Source organism: uncultured Croceicoccus sp., from assembly GCF_947496385.1.
Classification (GTDB): domain Bacteria; phylum Pseudomonadota; class Alphaproteobacteria; order Sphingomonadales; family Sphingomonadaceae; genus Croceicoccus.
The window spans coordinates 191,793-208,266 of record NZ_CANMCP010000003.1; the positions used below are offsets into that span (position 1 = coordinate 191,793).

Annotated in this window: 11 protein-coding genes; all 11 read right to left on the minus strand. The window is 66.3% G+C overall.

Annotation, left to right across the window (positions count from 1 at the left end):
* Positions 1-2: 2 nt before the first annotated feature.
* Positions 3-983: a chemotaxis protein CheB gene (locus tag Q0897_RS06740; protein ID WP_299308417.1), complete on the minus strand. Its 981-nt coding sequence runs from the start codon at positions 981-983 to the stop codon at positions 3-5.
* Positions 980-5,407, minus strand: a complete 4,428-nt coding sequence (locus tag Q0897_RS06745; protein ID WP_299308419.1) for a chemotaxis protein CheB — start codon at positions 5,405-5,407, stop codon at positions 980-982. The genes Q0897_RS06740 and Q0897_RS06745 overlap by 4 nt, the downstream gene beginning before the upstream one ends.
* Before the next feature lie 62 nt (positions 5,408-5,469).
* Positions 5,470-6,282 (minus strand): Crp/Fnr family transcriptional regulator, encoded by an 813-nt coding sequence (locus Q0897_RS06750; RefSeq protein ID WP_299308421.1) that lies wholly within the window; start codon positions 6,280-6,282, stop codon positions 5,470-5,472.
* A 119-nt stretch (positions 6,283-6,401) separates the two neighbouring features.
* The gene (locus Q0897_RS06755) at positions 6,402-7,946 is read right to left on the minus strand and encodes an ABC transporter permease/substrate-binding protein (RefSeq protein WP_299308422.1); all 1,545 of its coding nucleotides are present in this window, start codon (positions 7,944-7,946) and stop codon (positions 6,402-6,404) included.
* 5 nt (positions 7,947-7,951) lie between these two features.
* Positions 7,952-8,728 carry an ABC transporter ATP-binding protein gene (locus tag Q0897_RS06760; protein ID WP_299308423.1) on the minus strand — a complete coding sequence of 259 codons (777 nt, stop codon included), beginning with the start codon at positions 8,726-8,728 and terminating at the stop codon, positions 7,952-7,954.
* Positions 8,729-9,126: 398 nt separating this feature from the next.
* Positions 9,127-10,779, minus strand: coding sequence for a long-chain-fatty-acid--CoA ligase (locus tag Q0897_RS06765; protein ID WP_299308425.1), 1,653 nt, complete (start codon positions 10,777-10,779; stop codon positions 9,127-9,129).
* Positions 10,780-10,841: 62 nt separating this feature from the next.
* Positions 10,842-11,798, minus strand: a complete 957-nt coding sequence (locus Q0897_RS06770) for an alpha/beta hydrolase (protein WP_299308426.1) — start codon at positions 11,796-11,798, stop codon at positions 10,842-10,844.
* A gap of 2 nt (positions 11,799-11,800) precedes the next feature.
* Positions 11,801-12,619: an SDR family NAD(P)-dependent oxidoreductase gene (locus Q0897_RS06775; RefSeq protein ID WP_299308428.1), complete on the minus strand. Its 819-nt coding sequence runs from the start codon at positions 12,617-12,619 to the stop codon at positions 11,801-11,803.
* Positions 12,616-14,157 carry an NAD(P)/FAD-dependent oxidoreductase gene (locus Q0897_RS06780; protein WP_299308430.1) on the minus strand — a complete coding sequence of 514 codons (1,542 nt, stop codon included), beginning with the start codon at positions 14,155-14,157 and terminating at the stop codon, positions 12,616-12,618. Before Q0897_RS06780 ends, Q0897_RS06775 begins: the two co-directional genes overlap by 4 nt.
* An 84-nt stretch (positions 14,158-14,241) precedes the next feature.
* Positions 14,242-15,360, minus strand: coding sequence for an NADH:flavin oxidoreductase (locus tag Q0897_RS06785; protein WP_299308431.1), 1,119 nt, complete (start codon positions 15,358-15,360; stop codon positions 14,242-14,244).
* Between the two features lie 88 nt (positions 15,361-15,448).
* Positions 15,449-16,372, minus strand: a complete 924-nt coding sequence (locus tag Q0897_RS06790; RefSeq protein WP_366519909.1) for a LysR family transcriptional regulator — start codon at positions 16,370-16,372, stop codon at positions 15,449-15,451.
* Between the last annotated feature and the right edge of the window lie 102 nt (positions 16,373-16,474).

A 16,474-nucleotide genomic window follows, 5' to 3' on the forward strand; every position in this document is an offset into this window, starting at 1 on the left:
GGTCAGGCCGCGCGTTTCTGCCGCGCCAGGATCATCTCTTCGACATGGTCGCCATCGCGGTCGTAATCGTCCGCGCGCCGGCACAATCGGTCGGCCGAGGCCGGATCGCGCCCCGCCATGTCGCGCAAAAGCCGCGCCTTCTCGCGCAGCGACCGCAGCGAATCGTAGAGGCTGCGCTCCAGCATTTCCTCCTGCCGCGCATCGAGAGACGCGCTCGAATAGGCGTGCCCCGTGTGGCAGCGGAACCGGACCAGCGGCCCGTCCTCGATCTGCCAAAGGACGCCATTGCAATCCGGGCAGTTATAGGGCGACAATTCGCCCACACGATCCTCGGTGGTCATGCTCGCACGCTCCAATCCTGCCACCATAAGCTCCAGTTTCACCGCTTCGCTGACCGTGCCGTCCGGCCCCGCCGCGGCCCCCACCGCCCGGGACAGCGCCCGGCCGAGCGCCGCCGGCGGCGCGATGTTTTCCGGTTCTCCCACGGCGCTGATCGCGGCGCGGGGCATGTCGGGGGAGGCCGCGCTCGCCGGATCCTGCACCATGACATGGCCGCCCGCCGCCACGATCGCGCGCGCGCCCGCCGCCCCGTCGTCGAGATAGCCCGACAGGATGACCCCCGTCGCCCGCGCGCCCGCGAACACGGCGAGCGACCGGAACATCGGGTCGATCGCAGGGCGGAAATTGTTTTCGCGCGGACCGCGGCGCAGATGGAGATGCGCCTCGCCCAGCAGCAGATGTTCATCGGGCGGCGCGATATAGAGGCAATTGTCGCGCAGCGTTTCGCCGTCGTCCGGTTCGCACACGCGCAGGCTGGTGGAACGGCGCAATATCTCCACCAGATGCCCGGTTTCATTCACGCGGTGCAGGACCAGCAGCACGATCGCCGGTCTGGCCGGTTCGAAATGTTTCAACAGGTCGATGACCGCCGGCAAACCGCCCGCGCTGCCCCCGATCCCGATGATATTGCGCCGTGCCGTCATGCAGGATGCCCGCCCCCGCCGGGTGTTGCCGCCCCTTCGCCGCGCATCATGCCGGCAATCCGGTTCAGCATGATCGCGGGCGAAACAGGCTTTGCCAGAAAGGTGATGGCGTCATCGTGCCGGTCGATTTCGAGATCGGAGCCATAGCCCGAAACGATCATGGTCGGCACGCCCCGCTCCTTCAATTCGCGCAGCACCGGTTCGATCGACGTCCCGCCGATATTGTAATCGAGCAGCGCGAAATCGATCTCCGCGCCGCTGGCGAGGATCTTGCGCGCCTCGGCGATGCTGTGGACCGGGCCGACCACCTTGGCACCGGCGCTGACGAGCGTCTGCCCATGCTGCTCGGCGACGAGCCATTCGTCGTCGACCACCATGACATGCTTGCCGCGAAGCGGGCTCAGATCGGCCTGCGGCACCGCTGGCCGTCGTGCCTCCGCCGTCGCCGGAACGGACCCGACGAGCCGCTCCATCGGCATGGTGCATTCCAGCCGCAATCCCTCGACCTCGTATCGGATCTGCGGTTCCGCGCTGAGCTGCGCCCGCAGGATGCGCTCGATCACGGTCGAGCCGAAACCGCGATGGTCGGGCGCCTTGACCGGCGGGCCGTTGCTTTCCTGCCAGCGGAAGAACAGCCGCGCGCCATCGTCGCCTTTTTCCTCGATATGCCATTCCACGCTCAACGCCCCGTCGGGCACCGACAGCGACCCGTATTTGAGCGCATTGGTGCACAATTCGTGCAATGCCATCGAAAACGCCTGCGCCGCGACCGCGGAAATCGCCACCCGCGGTCCGGCGATGCGCACGTTTTCGCGGTTTGCCGAATGGGCAAGCTCATCCTCGATCAGGGATTTGAGATTGGCCCCCTGCCAGCGCGCCTCGGCCAGGAGGCTATGCGTGCGGGCCATGGCCTGGAGCCGCTTTTCAAAGCCGGACAGGAAGCTGTCGAAATCCGCGGCGCCGCGCCCGGTGATCTTCGCAATGGACAGGATGATCGCGAGGACATTCTTCACCCGGTGATCGAGCTCCCGCATGATGAAGCGGCTCTGTTCCTCGTTCTGCTTGCGCGCGGTGATATCGGCATTCACGCCCAGCACGGTCGTGCGCCCGTTCTCGATCAGCCGTTCGCCCCGACCCGAAAGCCAGATGACGCGCCCGTCCGGCCGCCTGAACTTGAATTCCTCGTCAAAGGAGGCACCCTCCGCGATCGTCCGGTTCAGCGCTTCGGACACCCGCTCGCGGTCCTCCTCCACGATCATCGCGATGAACTGATCCGCCGTGGGGCGCTCCTTCTGGTCGGCGCGGCCGATCATGTCGCGCAGGCTTTCGTCCCACACCGCCTCGCCATCCTGCGGGTCGTAGCTCCACACGCCCATGTCGGCGCTGCGAATCGCGAGCGACAGCATCAGCCGTTCGCGCATCATGTTCATTTCGCGCTCGATCTGCATGATGGTGGCGCCCGCGACATTGGCCGCCGCCTGCAGGATCGACAGGTCGACATTGTCGAAGACGTCCGCGTCGCGGTCGTGCAGGCCGATCACGCCCCACGGCGTGCCGCCCACTTGGATGAGGCAGCTGATCCCCGATGTCACGCCATGCGAGACGAGCAGCGGCGGCGGATCGAACCGGCGTTCGCGCGCGAAATCGGTGACCAGCACGGCGTTCTCGGTCTTGAGCGTATAGCCGCCCTGGCTCGCCACGCCGGTATCCACCGACGCATTGCCGACCAGCCCTTCCTTCCACCCCGCCCCCGCGACGAGATCGAGCCGGTCCGTATCGCGGTTGAGGCGCAGAACCTTGGCATAATCGCAATCCATCGCAAACCGCAGCGAGGCACACATCTCGTTGAAAAATCCCGAAAGATCGCGCGCGGCGAGCGCGGTCTGACCCAGCTCGGCGATGATGCGCTGCTGGCGTTCGCGCTGCTGCAACTGGGCCTGCGTCTCGGCCTGTTCGGTGATGTCGTTGAAGGTGACGACCACGCCGTGAATGCGTTCGTCCGACGTGCGATAGGGCTGTATCCGGCGTTGAAACGTGCGGTTGTCCTGGCTTTCGATTTCGGCGTGCACCGGGGCGAGGTCGCGCAGCGTGCGGCGAATGTCGGGGATGAGGCATTCGTCCGTGACGCGAAAGGCCATTTCGGTGACCGGGCGGCCGATGTCGCTGTCGCGCAACTCCACGATTTCGTGGATCGCGGGCGTAAATCCGCTGATCCTGAATTCCGGGTCGAGGAACAATACGGGCAGGCGCGTGCTGGTAAGCAGATTGCGCATGTCGTCGGAGGTCTTCTCGACCTCGCCGATCTTCTCTTCGAGCTGATTGTTGACGGTGATCAGCTCTTCATTGAGCGATTGCAGCTCCTCGCGGCTGGTTTCCAGCTCCTCGTTCGTGGATTGCAGCTCCTCGTTGGCGGCGACCGCCTCCTCGTTGCTGGCCTTCAACTCCTCGTTCGAGGTTTCGAGCTCCTCCACCGTGGTCTGGAGATCCTCGCGCACGATGGCGAGTTCATATTCGAACCGGTCCGAAGTTTCGCGCTGGACCTCCGTCTCCTCCTCCGCATGGGCGTCGGCCGGATCGCTTTCGATAAAGCTGACGAGGAACAGCTTCTCGTGGCCATCCTCCATCATCTCGCACTCGACGCAGACTTCGGCATCGCGGTCGGGCAGGCGGACCCGCGCCGGGCGATGGGACGGTTCGTCGCCCTTCGCGACGGCACCGATCGCCTCGCGAACGCGGCTGCGCAGCGCGCCGGGTATCATGTCGTAGATATTGTTGCGCGGCTCGCCTTCGGGCTGGTCGATGAAGCGGCGCACCGGGCCGTGGAAATAGGCGATCTGCCCATCGGCGTGGAGCGCGACCGTCGCCGGGGCATAGCGTTCGAGCAGCGACCGCCGCACCCGTTCCGACAGATCGTGCCGGCGATCGAACGCATGGTACCTTCCGTTGAGCGGCACCACGACCGAGCTGTCCCGCCTTTCGCGGATGGATTCGGGAATATTCTGCGACCGGCCCGGCAGGCGGCGGTAGATGTGCGCCTTGGTATCGATGGCGCGGAATTGCCGGGAACGCCCGTTCGTCGTCTCCGACGTGCCGAGCACGAGCACGCCATTCTCCACCAGCGCGAAATGTAGCCGCTGTATCAATTCCTGCTGATGGCTGGTGTCGAGATAGATCAGCAGGTTGCGGCAGCTGATGAGGTTGAGCCGGGAAAACGGCGGATCGGTGAGCACGTTCTGCTGCGCAAACACGACCCGCTCGCGCAGGCGCTTGTCCACGCGCCAGCCATCGGCCTCCCGCGTGAAATACCGTTCGAGCCGTTCCTCCCCGATGTCGGCGGCGGCATTTTCGCGGTAGAGCGCCTCCCGCCCGTGCGCGAGCGCGTCTTTGTCGAGGTCGCTTGCGAAAATCTGCCACTCGGCCGTGCTGCCGAGCGCACGGCAGGTCTCGTCGATCAGCATCGCGACGGTATAGGCCTCATCCCCCGTGGAGCAGGCCGGAATCCACACCCGGACCGGGCCGCTGGCGGGGTCGTGCCCTTCGATCATCGGGCGGATCGCCTTGTCCACCACCGCGGGCCACACCGCGGGATCGCGAAAGAATCCCGTCACATTGATCAGCATGTCATCGAACAGGCGGAGCAATTCATCCGCATTGCCGCGCAGATGTTCGATGTAATCCGGCAAGGCATCGAACCGCAGCAGGTTCATGCGCCGCCGCACCCGGCGCTCGATCGTGCCTCGCTTGTACGCACCGAAATCATGGCCGAGCCGCGCCTTCAGCAAGCCGACCAGCACCGCCATGTCGCGGCGGGAATAGAGGCTGCCGTCCGGCGTATCGTCCATCCTGCGGGAAAGATCCGCGACCGCCTCGGCCAGTTCGCCGAGCGTGCCGACCCGGTCCACGACCCTTGCCGCGATCGCCGATTCGGGCATCCCGCCATAAAGAGCGGTGTCGGGCGTCTGCGCAAAGGTGAGCCCGCCCGCACCCTTGATCCTGGCAAGCCCTTCGGTGCCGTCCTTCCCCGTTCCGGACAGGATTATCCCGACCGCGTCACGGCCCACGCCCCGTGCCAGCGAGTCCATGAAACGGTCAATCGGCAGACGCAGGCCGCGTGCATCCATCGGCGTCTCGACACGCAGGATGCCGTCCTCGATCGTCAGGTAATTGTCGGGCTGCAGGACATAGATATGGCCCGGCATCATGCGGGTGTCGGGCAGGGCCTGCTCCACCGGAAGCCGGCTGACCCGCTCCAGGATTTCGGTCATGCGGCTGTCCTGATCGGGGGCCACATGTTGCAGGATCACGAAGCTTGCGCCGATTTCGCCGGGAAGGAAGGAGACGAATTCCTTCAACGCCTCCACCCCTCCGGCAGAGGCGCCCACGGCAACCACAGGACGAACGGCTTGCGCCTTTTTCCGGCTCATCGGACGTGCGTCCGCCAATCCCTGTTCGTCATGCTACCCCCCTGCCCGCTCCGTCGCGGAGCCTATCCTGCTTTCGCGTCTTGACGTGCCGATACAGCGGCACCGGTGCCGTCCCCCCCGACGATACGCCGAAAGGAGCGATACCCCAGCAATTCCTTTTCCCGCTGCGGATCGCAGATCGAGTAGGTGCGGCGATAGCGCACGATCCGGCGTTCCTGCCGCAGGCTTTGTATCGTGCGGTTGAGATGCACCGGCGACATGCCCAGCATGTCCGCGATCTCCCGCTGCGTCAGAGGGACGGGAATCGATTTGCAATCGCCGCCCGTCACCGACAATTCGTCGGCAAGATCGATCAGCAGATGAAGCAACCTGTCCGCCGACTGCCCCACGACCAGCGTTCGGGTCCGCTGCGACGAGCGCAGGGCGCGCATGTGTTCGTGGCGCACGATCGCGTTCTCGATGCCGGGCACCGCGCCGAACTTCGCGATGAGGCGATCGGTCGGCAGCACGCCCAGCACGCTGCGTGCCTTGAACAGGATATTGGCGGGAAACGAGGGTTGCCTCGGCCGCGTCCAGTTGCAGATCGCGCCCGGCCCGAAAATATCGCTGATATAGCGGCGACCGTCGGGCAGAAGCGTGAAACTATAGGCAAAACCGCTTTGCAGGACATAGAAATTGTCGCCGCTGTCCTCCTCCGCCCAGATCGGGCGGTCGGATCCGATGACCCGCTGCGTCATCTCAAGATCGTCGAAATCGGCGAGCCGGATACGACGCTCGAACGGCAGCAATCGGCGCGCAAACGAATCAATGCCCGCGGCAGGGCCAAAATCCGCCGAGACGTCCGGCGCGGTTTCTACGTTCGCTTGGTTGTTCATAAGCAATTGGCATCATTAACAAATTACAATAAAAAAAGCAAGACCCCGCTGAAATACCATTTCGCTACTTAATCAAGATTAAGTATTGAGTTCGAGAGCGTCAGACACCGCCCGCCGCTTCACCGAAGATCGGCATCGAGCGCCGCGGCGGCCGCTGCGGGATCGATGGCATTCTCCTCGCGGTCGACGGCGAGATTGGCCTCCCGCATGCGCGCGATCGATATGGCCCCGATGAGCGGGCGCAGCGCGCGCACCAGCTCCGGATCCTGCGCCGCCCTTTGCGAAAGGAGGATCACCGCATCGTAACGCGGCAACGCCCCGCGCGGATCGGCAAGCGTCACGAGATCGAGCGCGGCGATGCGCCCGTCGGACGAAAAGGCGGAGATCACGTCGGCGCGCCCGTTCGCCACGGCGCGATACATGAAGGTCGGGCTGTAGGCCGTGCTGCCGCCGAACCGCATGCCGTAGGCGCCTTCGACCGCGCGCCATTCGGGCCGGCTCAGGAATTCGAGGTCGCTTCCCAGCGTCAGCTCCGGCCCCTTCGCCGCAAGATCGTCCAGATCCGCGATATTCAGCGCCCTTGCCCGCGCCGCCGGCATGGCGAAGGCATAGGCATTTTCGAAGCCAAGCGAACCCAGCACGCGCACGCCGTCACGCGCCATCAACCCGCGCGATAGAACGCGCATCATCGTCTCGCGGTCGGGATTGTCGTTCCGGTTCAGGACATTGGCCCACAGCGTGCCGGTGTAGTCGACATAGACATCGATATCGCCCGCCGCCACGGCGCGATACGCGATCGCGGAGCCCAAATTGTCGCGCCGCTCCACGCGCATCCCAGCCGCCTCCAGCCGCCGTTCGAGCAGCGCAGCGAGGATGTATTGCTCGCTGAAATTCTTCGCCCCCACGACATAGGCGGGCCGGTCCGCGTCCCCATTCCCGCCCGAAAGCGGCACGAACGCCAGCAGCACCGCGAAAAGCAGCGCGCCGATCCCGCTCAGCACCATGGCCTTCGATCGGCGCGCGATCCCCCGCTCGATCAGGCCGAGCAGCGCATCGGTCATCAGCGCCAGCACCGCCGCCGCGCCGCACCCGACGAGCACCCGGACCCAGTTTTCTGTCTGCAGCCCGGAGAATATCAGATCGCCGAGGCTTGGCTGTCCCACCGTGGTGGCCAGCGTCGCGGTCCCGATGGTCCACACCGCCGCGGTCCGCAGGCCGGCAAGGATCACCGGCGCGCCCAGCGGCAATTCCACGCGCAGCAACCTTTGCCGCGCGGTCATGCCGATGCCGTCGGCGGCCTGGCGCAGGACGGGGTCCAGCCCGGCAATCGCCGTCACCGCATTGCGCACGATCGGCAGCATCGCATAGATCGACAGCGCAAGAAGCGCGGGCAGGAACCCCAGCGCCGGAACCGCCCACCCCGTCGCCCGGCCAAGCAGCACGAGCGCGGGATAAAACAGCGCGAGCAGCGCCAGGCCGGGAATCGTCTGAAACACCCCGACAATGGCCAGCACCGGCGCGCGCAGCCCCGGGGCATGCGAAGCCGCAATGGCGAGCGGCAACCCGATCCCCACCGCCAGCGCGATCGCCGCGAGGCTGAGCACCAGATGCGCCTGCAACAGGTCGGGAAGGTCGGCGAGCGCGCGGGACAGGGGCGCGGACATGGCCATCACCCCTCGCCCCGCATGGCGAGCAGCCGTTCCGCCTGCCGCAACGGTTCGGCGAGCAGGCCGCCCACGGTTTCGTCATACCGCATGGACAGCAGCTCCGCCGGCGTCCCGCATGCCGCGATCCGCCCGCCCCGCATCACCGCGATCCGGTCGGACAGCAGCATCGCCTCCCCCATGTCATGCGTGACCATCACCGTGGTCAGCCCCATGGCGTCGTGCAGCGCGCGATAGGCCCGGCCAAGATCGCCGCGCGTCACCGGGTCGAGCGCGCCGAACGGTTCGTCCATCAACACGATTTGCGGCTCTGCGGCGAGCGCGCGGGCAAAGCCGACCCGCTGCGCCTGCCCGCCCGAAAGCTGCGTCGCCTTCCGCCCGGCCAGTTCGCGCGGCAACGCCACCATGTCGAGCAATTGCGCCACCCGCGCATCGCGTCCGTCCCGGTCCGCCCCCGTCAATGCGGGCACCAGCCATATGTTCTGCGCGACCGTCATGTGCGGAAACAGGCCGATATCCTGAAACACATAGCCGATGGAACGGCGCAGATCCGCCGCCGACCGATCCTGTACCGGCGCACCGTCGATGAACACCGCGCCCGCATCGCATTCCACGAGCCGGTTCACGGTCTTGAGCAGCGTGGTCTTGCCCGAGCCCGACGGCCCGACCAGCGCCAGGAATTCGCCCCGCCCCACCGACACATCGACATCGCTGAGCGCGCGATGCCCGTCATAGGCAACCGTGACACCGCGAAGGGACAGCCGGGGGGAAGGTTCGGTCATGCCCCACCCTTCGCGCAGCGCGCCGCATCGTGCAAGCGCGGGATAAGTGCGCCGGTCGGCCCCCTACATCTCGCGCGTATCGCCCCGCACGCGGACGAATCACGGCCCGGCGTTGTCCTGCTCTGGTTCGAACGAAGCCGGCCAATCCATGCGCCCGGTCGGCCAGGCGGGGCATCGTCACCGGAGCCACAAGCCCCTTGATGGCGAGACGATGGTTACGGGCACGATTGCGGAGGCGCGCCAGCGGGAGGCCGGGGGGAAGGCAAAATCGCGCGGTTCGTCCTATCGCGTGCGGACAGAATACGGCCCGGCGCAACCCGGCCATGCCGGAATCGTTTTCATGCCGCCACGACAAGGCGAAGCGGGCCGCACGCGCATCGACGCGCAGCCCGCTTCGCTCAGGATATGTCCGCGCGGATGCGCTTCTTGTCGATCTTGCCGACGCTGGTGCGCGGCAATGCATCGCGCAGTTCCATCCGCTCGATCGCGGCATAGCGGCTCAGCCGGCCCTTCGCGATCGCCTGTTGCAGCGGTTCGTTCACCGTTTCGAGCGTGGGGGTCGCATCGCCACTGGCGACGATCACCGCCGCCGGCCTTTCGCCCCAGTGCGGATCAGGCACGCCGATCACGGCCACCTCCGCCACGCCCCTGGTCCCCGCGATCAGATCCTCAATCTCGAGTGAGGGGATCCATTCGCCGCCGCTCTTGATCACGTCCTTCAACCGGTCGCGGATCTGCACCCGGCCCATCGCATCGATGGTGGCGATGTCCTGCGTGTGCATCCACCCGCCCCGCCACAATTGCGCCGAGGCATCGGCATTGCCGACATACCCCTGCGTCAGCCAGGGCGCCCGCACGACCAGCACGCCGCGCGCCACGCCGTCATGGGGGACGTCGTTCATGTCCTCGTCCACGACGCGGGCCGACACCAGCGGCACCGTCACGCCCGCCATGGTCATCACATGCGGGTCGAGCGGTTCGCTCTCATCCCTGTATTGCGCAGCCCGCGACTGCGTCAGCATCGGGCCGGTTTCCGACATGCCGTACCCCACATTGACGTTCATGCCGCGCGCGGTCGCGTCCTTCCACGTCGCCTCGGTCAGCGCGCTGCCGCCAATGATCATGGTCCAGCCGGCGAGATCGACCTCGCTCTCCGCCGCTGCGCCCAGCACCATCTGCAGGATGGTGGGCACGCAATGGCTGAAGGTGACGCCATGGTCGCGGCGCAGGCGGCAGATCATGTCAGGCTCATATTTCCCCGGATATACCTGCTTCACCCCGATCATCGTCGCGACATAGGGCAGGCACCAGGCATGCACGTGGAACATCGGCGTCAACGGCATGTAGACATCGTTGATGCCGAACCCGGGCCGGCGCGTCGTCCCGAACGGCGCGTTGGACGCAAGGGTGAGCAGGACGATCTGCCGATGCGAATATTCCACGCCCTTGGGATCGCCGGTGGTCCCGGTGGTGTAGAAGGTGGTGGCGATCGCGTTTTCGTCGATGGGGCGGAACGGGAATGGCTCCTCGACCTGCGCGAGCAGCGCCTCATATTCGCCTGCCGCATATGCGGGCAGGGCCGCGCCTGTGCTGTCCTCGTCCTCGTCCTCATCCTCGTCGATGACGATGATCGCCTTCACGCCGGTAAGCGTATCGCGCACCGCGTCGAGCAGGGGCAGGAAATCGCGGTGGACCACGATCACCTCGGTCTTCGCATGGTTCAGCGTGTACTGAATCTGCGCGGTGGGCAGGCGCACGTTCACCGTCATCAGCACCGCGCCCATCATCGGCACCGCGAAATACGCCTCCAGGTAACGGTGGCTGTCCCAGTCCATGACGGCGACGGTCGTCCCCTCGCCCGCGCCGTGGTCGGACAACACGCGCGCGAGCCGGCCGATCCGCCCGCGCAGATCGCGATAGGTCATGGTAAGCCGGTCGCGATAGACGATCTCCTGCTCGGCGGAGGTCGCCAGCGCCGCATCGAGCAGATGCCCGATCGTCAGCGGAAAATCATAGGCCTCGTCCGCCCGGCTGGCATAGCGCAGCGCCATTGGTTCATTCTCCTCTCACATGCGGTCCGGGTGTTTTCATGCGCCCGGTCCCGCCGTTTCAATCATTCGCGCGAAATGCGCTTGGCCTGGGACAGCACCCATTGCGCGGTCTTGTCCGGCCAGGTCACGGGGATCATGTGCCCGCCCTCGATCACGGTCAGCTCGCCATTGGGGAGCGCATCGGCGGTGCGCGTTCCGTGCACCATCGGGTCGAGCAGCGTGTCGCCCTCCCCGAACAAGATGCCCACCGGCATCGTGATCTCGCCATAGCGCGGAGAAATCGCCTCCATGTCGTCCTTCGCATGACACAGGTCGGACGACGCCGCGCGAAAGGCGGAGGGACGCAGGGCCAGTGCCCCGCCGCCCCGAGTCGCGAAATCGGCGGGCGGCGTATCGGGGGAAAAGACAAAGCGTTGCTGCTCCTCCGCCCGGCGCAGCGACATCGGCGTTGCCAGCGTCCACGCCACCGCCTCGCGCTTTGCAGGCGAGGGAATGGCGAGATTGGCGAACACGCCCGGCTCGTCCACCGGCTGCGTCAGCGGGGCCAGCAGGGCCAGCCCGCCCACCGCGTCCGGCGCGTGGAGCGCGAGCGCGAGCGACACCGCCCCGCCCATCGAATGCCCCACCACCAGCGGCCGGTCGAGATCGAGCGCGGCGATCACCTGCGCGATGATGGCGGCCTGCGCGCGCAGCCCCTTGTCCTCAGCCCCGGTCCACGTGGAATAGCCGCATCCCGGCCGGTCGATGACGATGACGCGGTGATCCTTCACCAGCCGTTCGGCCAGCGCATAGGTGAGGTTGCGCATCTGTCCGTAAAGGCCGTGGATCATCACGATCGGCGGGCCGGAACCCATGTCGACATAATGAATGCGCGCATCGTTCACGCGGAGAAAGCGCCCGTCGCGCGGCACCATCTGTTCCGCCTTGCGCGCGGTCAGCGCGGTGAACCCGACAAGCCCCAGCCCGCCCAGCGCGGCGCCGCTCGCGGCCAGCGTGGCCATGCGTCTCATAAAACTCATGATTACAATCTCCGTCCCAGCAGGCGCCAGTATCCCACCGGCATGATGCGTTCGATCACGGACACGATTTTCGCGTCCTTCCCAACGAGAACGCGCGGACGCTGCGCTTCTATCCCGCGCGCGATGATTTCGCCCGCCTCCGCCGGATCCATGACGAGCGCCTTTTCGAACTTGCGCTTGTGCTTTTCCCGCGTTTCCGGGTCGACCCCCTCGCCGATGGTCGCGTTGGCGGCGATATTGGTGCGCACGCCGCCGGGATGCACCACCGTCACGCCGACGGGCGAGCCTGCTGCCTCAAGCTCGTTACGCAAGGCTTCGGAAAAACCGCGCACGGCGAATTTCGACGCGGCATAGGCGCTCTGCCCCGGCGGCGCGATCAGGCCGAACAGGCTCGACAGGTTGACGATCCGCGCCTGCGTCCTTTGTTCAAGATGCGGCAGGAACGCACGCGTCATGGTCACCACCCCGTCGAAATTGACCGCCATCACGCGGTCGAACTGCGCCGTGCTGATCTCGCCAAAACCACCGCCCAGCGCGATCCCCGCATTGTTGACCACGATGTCGACTGCGCCATGCGCCGCGATCACCGCATCGGGAAGCGCAGCCACCGCGTCCCTGTCCGACACGTCGAGCACATGGACCGAATTCTGCACCGCATTGCCGACGAGCCGCGCCGTTTCGGCCAATCCCGCCTCGTCCACATCGCACAGCGCGACATTGCACCCCCGCCGCGCCAGCGAGCGGGCCAGCGCCCGGCCGATCCCGCCGCCCGCACCGGTGATGGCGGCGATCTTTCCGTCCAGATTCATGGGCCTGCTCATGCCTGATCCCCCGCCTTGCCATATTGCAATACGCCATCGCGCGGCTTCCCCTTGCGGAAGGCGCGAAGGTCGCGAAAATAGTTCTGCTCCACGCGCCAGGGCGGCCGGCGCCCCTGCCGCGGGAGTATTCCCGCCGAACGTTGCAGATAGCCCGATTGCAGGTCGAGCATCGGTTCGTCCGACGCATCGTCCGGCCCAGCGACCGGCTGCACGAAATCCGCCCCCGTGCTGTCCATGTGGTTGAGCAAGCGCGCTACCAGCCGCGCGGTCAGGTCGCATTTCAGCGTCCACGACGCATTGGTATAGCCCACCGCAAAGGCGAAATTGGGCACCCGGTCCAGCATCGCGCCCTTGTAGACGAGCCGCGATCCGGGGGTCACCTCCTCCCCGTCGACGGCAATCGTCATGCCGCCCATCACCTTGAGCTTGAGCCCCGTCGCGGTCACGATCACGTCGGCCGGGACATGCCCGCCGGATGTCAGCACGATGCCATCGGCGTCAAAACGCGCGATCTCGTCCGTCACGATATCGGCGGTCCCGGCGTTCAGCGCCTCGAACAAATCGCCATCGGGCACGAGGCACAGCCGCTGATCCCAGGGATCGTAATCGGGGGTGAAGTGCCGCTCGATATCGAAATCGGGGCGGAGCGCGTCGCGCTGCATCGCCTTGACCCGGCGGCGCATCGCATCGGGGCGTTTGCGCGCGAAATTATAAAAGAACGTCGAAAGCCCGATATTCTTCCATCGAATGAGGAAATCGGCCAGTTTTTGCGGAAACACCCGGCGCAGCATCGCCCCGACCCGGTCGCGCGAGGGCAAGGACACGATATAGCCCGGCGAGCGTTGCAGCATGGTGACCCGCCGTGCCCCGCGCTGCGCCAGGGCAGGCACCATCGTCACCGCCGTCGCGCCCGAACCGATGACCACGAAACGGCGGCCCTCGACCTCCATGTTTTCGGGCCAGAACTGCGGGTGCACGATTTCGCCTGCGAAGCGGTCCTCGTCTTCGAACTGCGGCCGGTGCGCCTCTTCGTAATCGTAATATCCGGCGCACAGGAACAGGAACCGGCATTCGATGCGCCCCGCCCCCGCATCCGTTTCGTAGGTGACCTGCCAGCGGGCTCTGTCGCCCGACCACTCGGCGGCGATGACGCGGTGGCCAAAGCGGACTTTGCGATCGATGTCATATTCGCGCGCGGTGTCGCGGATATAGTCCAGAATATCCGCCCCGTCGGCGATCGCCTTGTCGCCGCGCCACGGGCGAAAGGGGAAGCCCAGCGTCGTCATGTCGGAATCGGACCGGATGCCCGGATAGCGGAACAGATCCCACGTGCCGCCAATCGTGTCGCGCGATTCGAATATCGCCCAGCGGCTGCGCGGACATTGGGTAATGAGCGCATGGGCCGCGCTGATCCCCGAAAGACCCCCGCCCACGATCAGCACGTCGAGCATTTCGCACGCCTCCCCACCGGACTGCACGCCGCGGTCGGCCCCATCGGGCCGGCCATCGTCGCGAGGCGTCGGGGGAACAGCGGTCATGCCCCTGTTTGAAAACTCGGTACGCCGATGTCAAGCGGCGCGGCCGGCACTCTCGCACCGGGCCGCGCCGCGTGAACACCCGGTTCAGGCAAGCGTGGCGAGATCGGCCGGATCGAACCCCTTCAAACCGTCCGCGTCGCCTTTGCGGATACGGTTCGCCCAGTCGGGATTGCTGATGAGCGCGCGGCCCACGGCGATGAGGTCAAATTCCTCCCGTTCCATCCGCGCGACGAGATTTTCGACGCCGGTGCTCTGCGATTTTTCGCCGCCGAACGCCGCGATGAATTCGCCTGACAGCCCGACCGAGCCGACGCTGATCGTCGGGGCGCCGGTGACTTTCTTCGCCCACCCGGCAAAGTTCAGCCCGTCCTCGCCATCGATCTCCGGGAATTCCGGTTCCCAGAAACGGCGCTGCGAACAATGGAGAATATCGGCGCCTGCATCGACCAGCGGGCCGAGCCATGCCTCCATCTCCTCCGGCGTGGCGGCGAGGCGGGCGTCGAAATCCTGCTGCTTCCACTGGCTCACCCGGAGAATCAGCGGATAGCCGGGGCCGACCGCCTTGCGCATGGCGGCGACGATCTCGGCGGCAAAGCGCGAACGTTCGGCAATCGTGGGGCCATTGTACCGGTCCTGCCGCGCATTCGTGCCGGGCCAGAAGAATTCGTCCACGAGATAGCCGTGCGCGCCGTGCAATTCGGCCGTGTCGAAGCCCAGCCGCTTGGCATCCGCGGCCGCGCGGGCGAAGGCGGCGACCGTGTCGGCGATGTCTTCCTCCGTCATCGCCTTGCCGCGCGGCTTGCCGGGGGCGAGCAGGCCCGACGGGCTCTCCACCTCGGCATCGGGGGTCCAGCCGGCGTTCCCCTTGGTCGCGCCGGTATGCCAGATCTGTGGCCCCATCTTCCCGCCGGCATCGTGCACCGCGTCGATGACCTCGCTCCACCCGGCGAGCGCGGCATCGGAATGGAAGAGGGGAATGTCCTTTTCATTGCGCGATGCCGGGCGGTCGATCACCGTCCCTTCGGACAGGATGAGCCCGACGCCCCCTTCGGCGCGGCGGCGGTAATATTCGGCATTGGCGGTGCCGGGAATGCCATCGGGCGCGGCAGCGCGCGTCATCGGCGCCATGACGATGCGATTGTCGAGCGAGAGGCCCGCATGGTCGAAAGGCTGAAACAGGATATCGGTGACAGGGGATGGCATGGCGGCGGATACTCCGGAAAACTGGCGGGGGTCAGGACAGGTCCGAAAATTCGGATCGATCCGCCAGCTATGCCGCAAATGCGAAATTTCAAGGTTCCGGTATGTCGTTTCCATGCCTGGCAACGTCATGCACCCCCGCCAGCCGCGCCGGCAGACGCGCGCGCAGCATGGCGACAAGCTGGCTGATCTTGGGCGAAAGATGCCGCCGCTGCGGATAGACGGCCCAGATCGGCTCGGGCGGCGGGGCCATGTCCTCCAGCAAGGGGATCAGCCGCCCCGCGGTCACATGGCGCCGGGCATAGAACGCCGGGAGCTGGCATATCCCCATCCCGTGCAGCGCGGCATCGAGCACGGCCGCCCCGCTGTTGCAGCGCCACCGGCCCACCGGGCGCACGACCGCATCGCCGCGAAACCGCCAAGCCCCCGACGACCCGCCGAGACAGGCGTGATCCGAAAGCTCGGCCAGCGTGCGCGGATTGCCGTGCGCCGCCAGATATTCCGGCGCGGCACAGGTGATCAGCGCGCGTTCCGCCACCCGCGTCGCGATCAGGCGCGAATCGTTCAGCTGCCCTGTACGAATGGCGATGTCGTACCCCTCGGCAATGAGGTCGATCACGTCATTGTCGAGATCGACCGTCACCGAAAGCGCCGGGAACCCCTGCGCGAATTCGCGGACGAGAGGCGCGACGAACTGTTCGCCCAGCGCGTAGGAGCAGGTGAGCCGCAGTTCGCCGCGCGGTTCGCCGTCGCGGGTGATGGCGGCGATCGCCTCCTCCCGCTCGTCCACGATGCGGCGGCAATCCTCGAAAAATATGCGCCCCGTGTCGGTCAGCCGGAGCGAGCGCGTCGTGCGGTGAAACAATTGCGCCTGCACCCGCGTCTCCAGCCGGGCGACGGCGCGGCTCATATGCGTGACCGACGCGCCGAATGCGCGGGCACCGGCGGTAAAGCTGCCCGCCTGCGCGACCGCGACGAATTCCTCGATGCCGTCCCATCCGCCGATCATGGCCATTCGCCCATCGTCATTATAACCGTGCTGCGATAATCCTTTTCTCAAATGCCCCTTTATCACCATCCGGCGGGATCGCTACACTCGCGCGCAAAGCAGGAGACA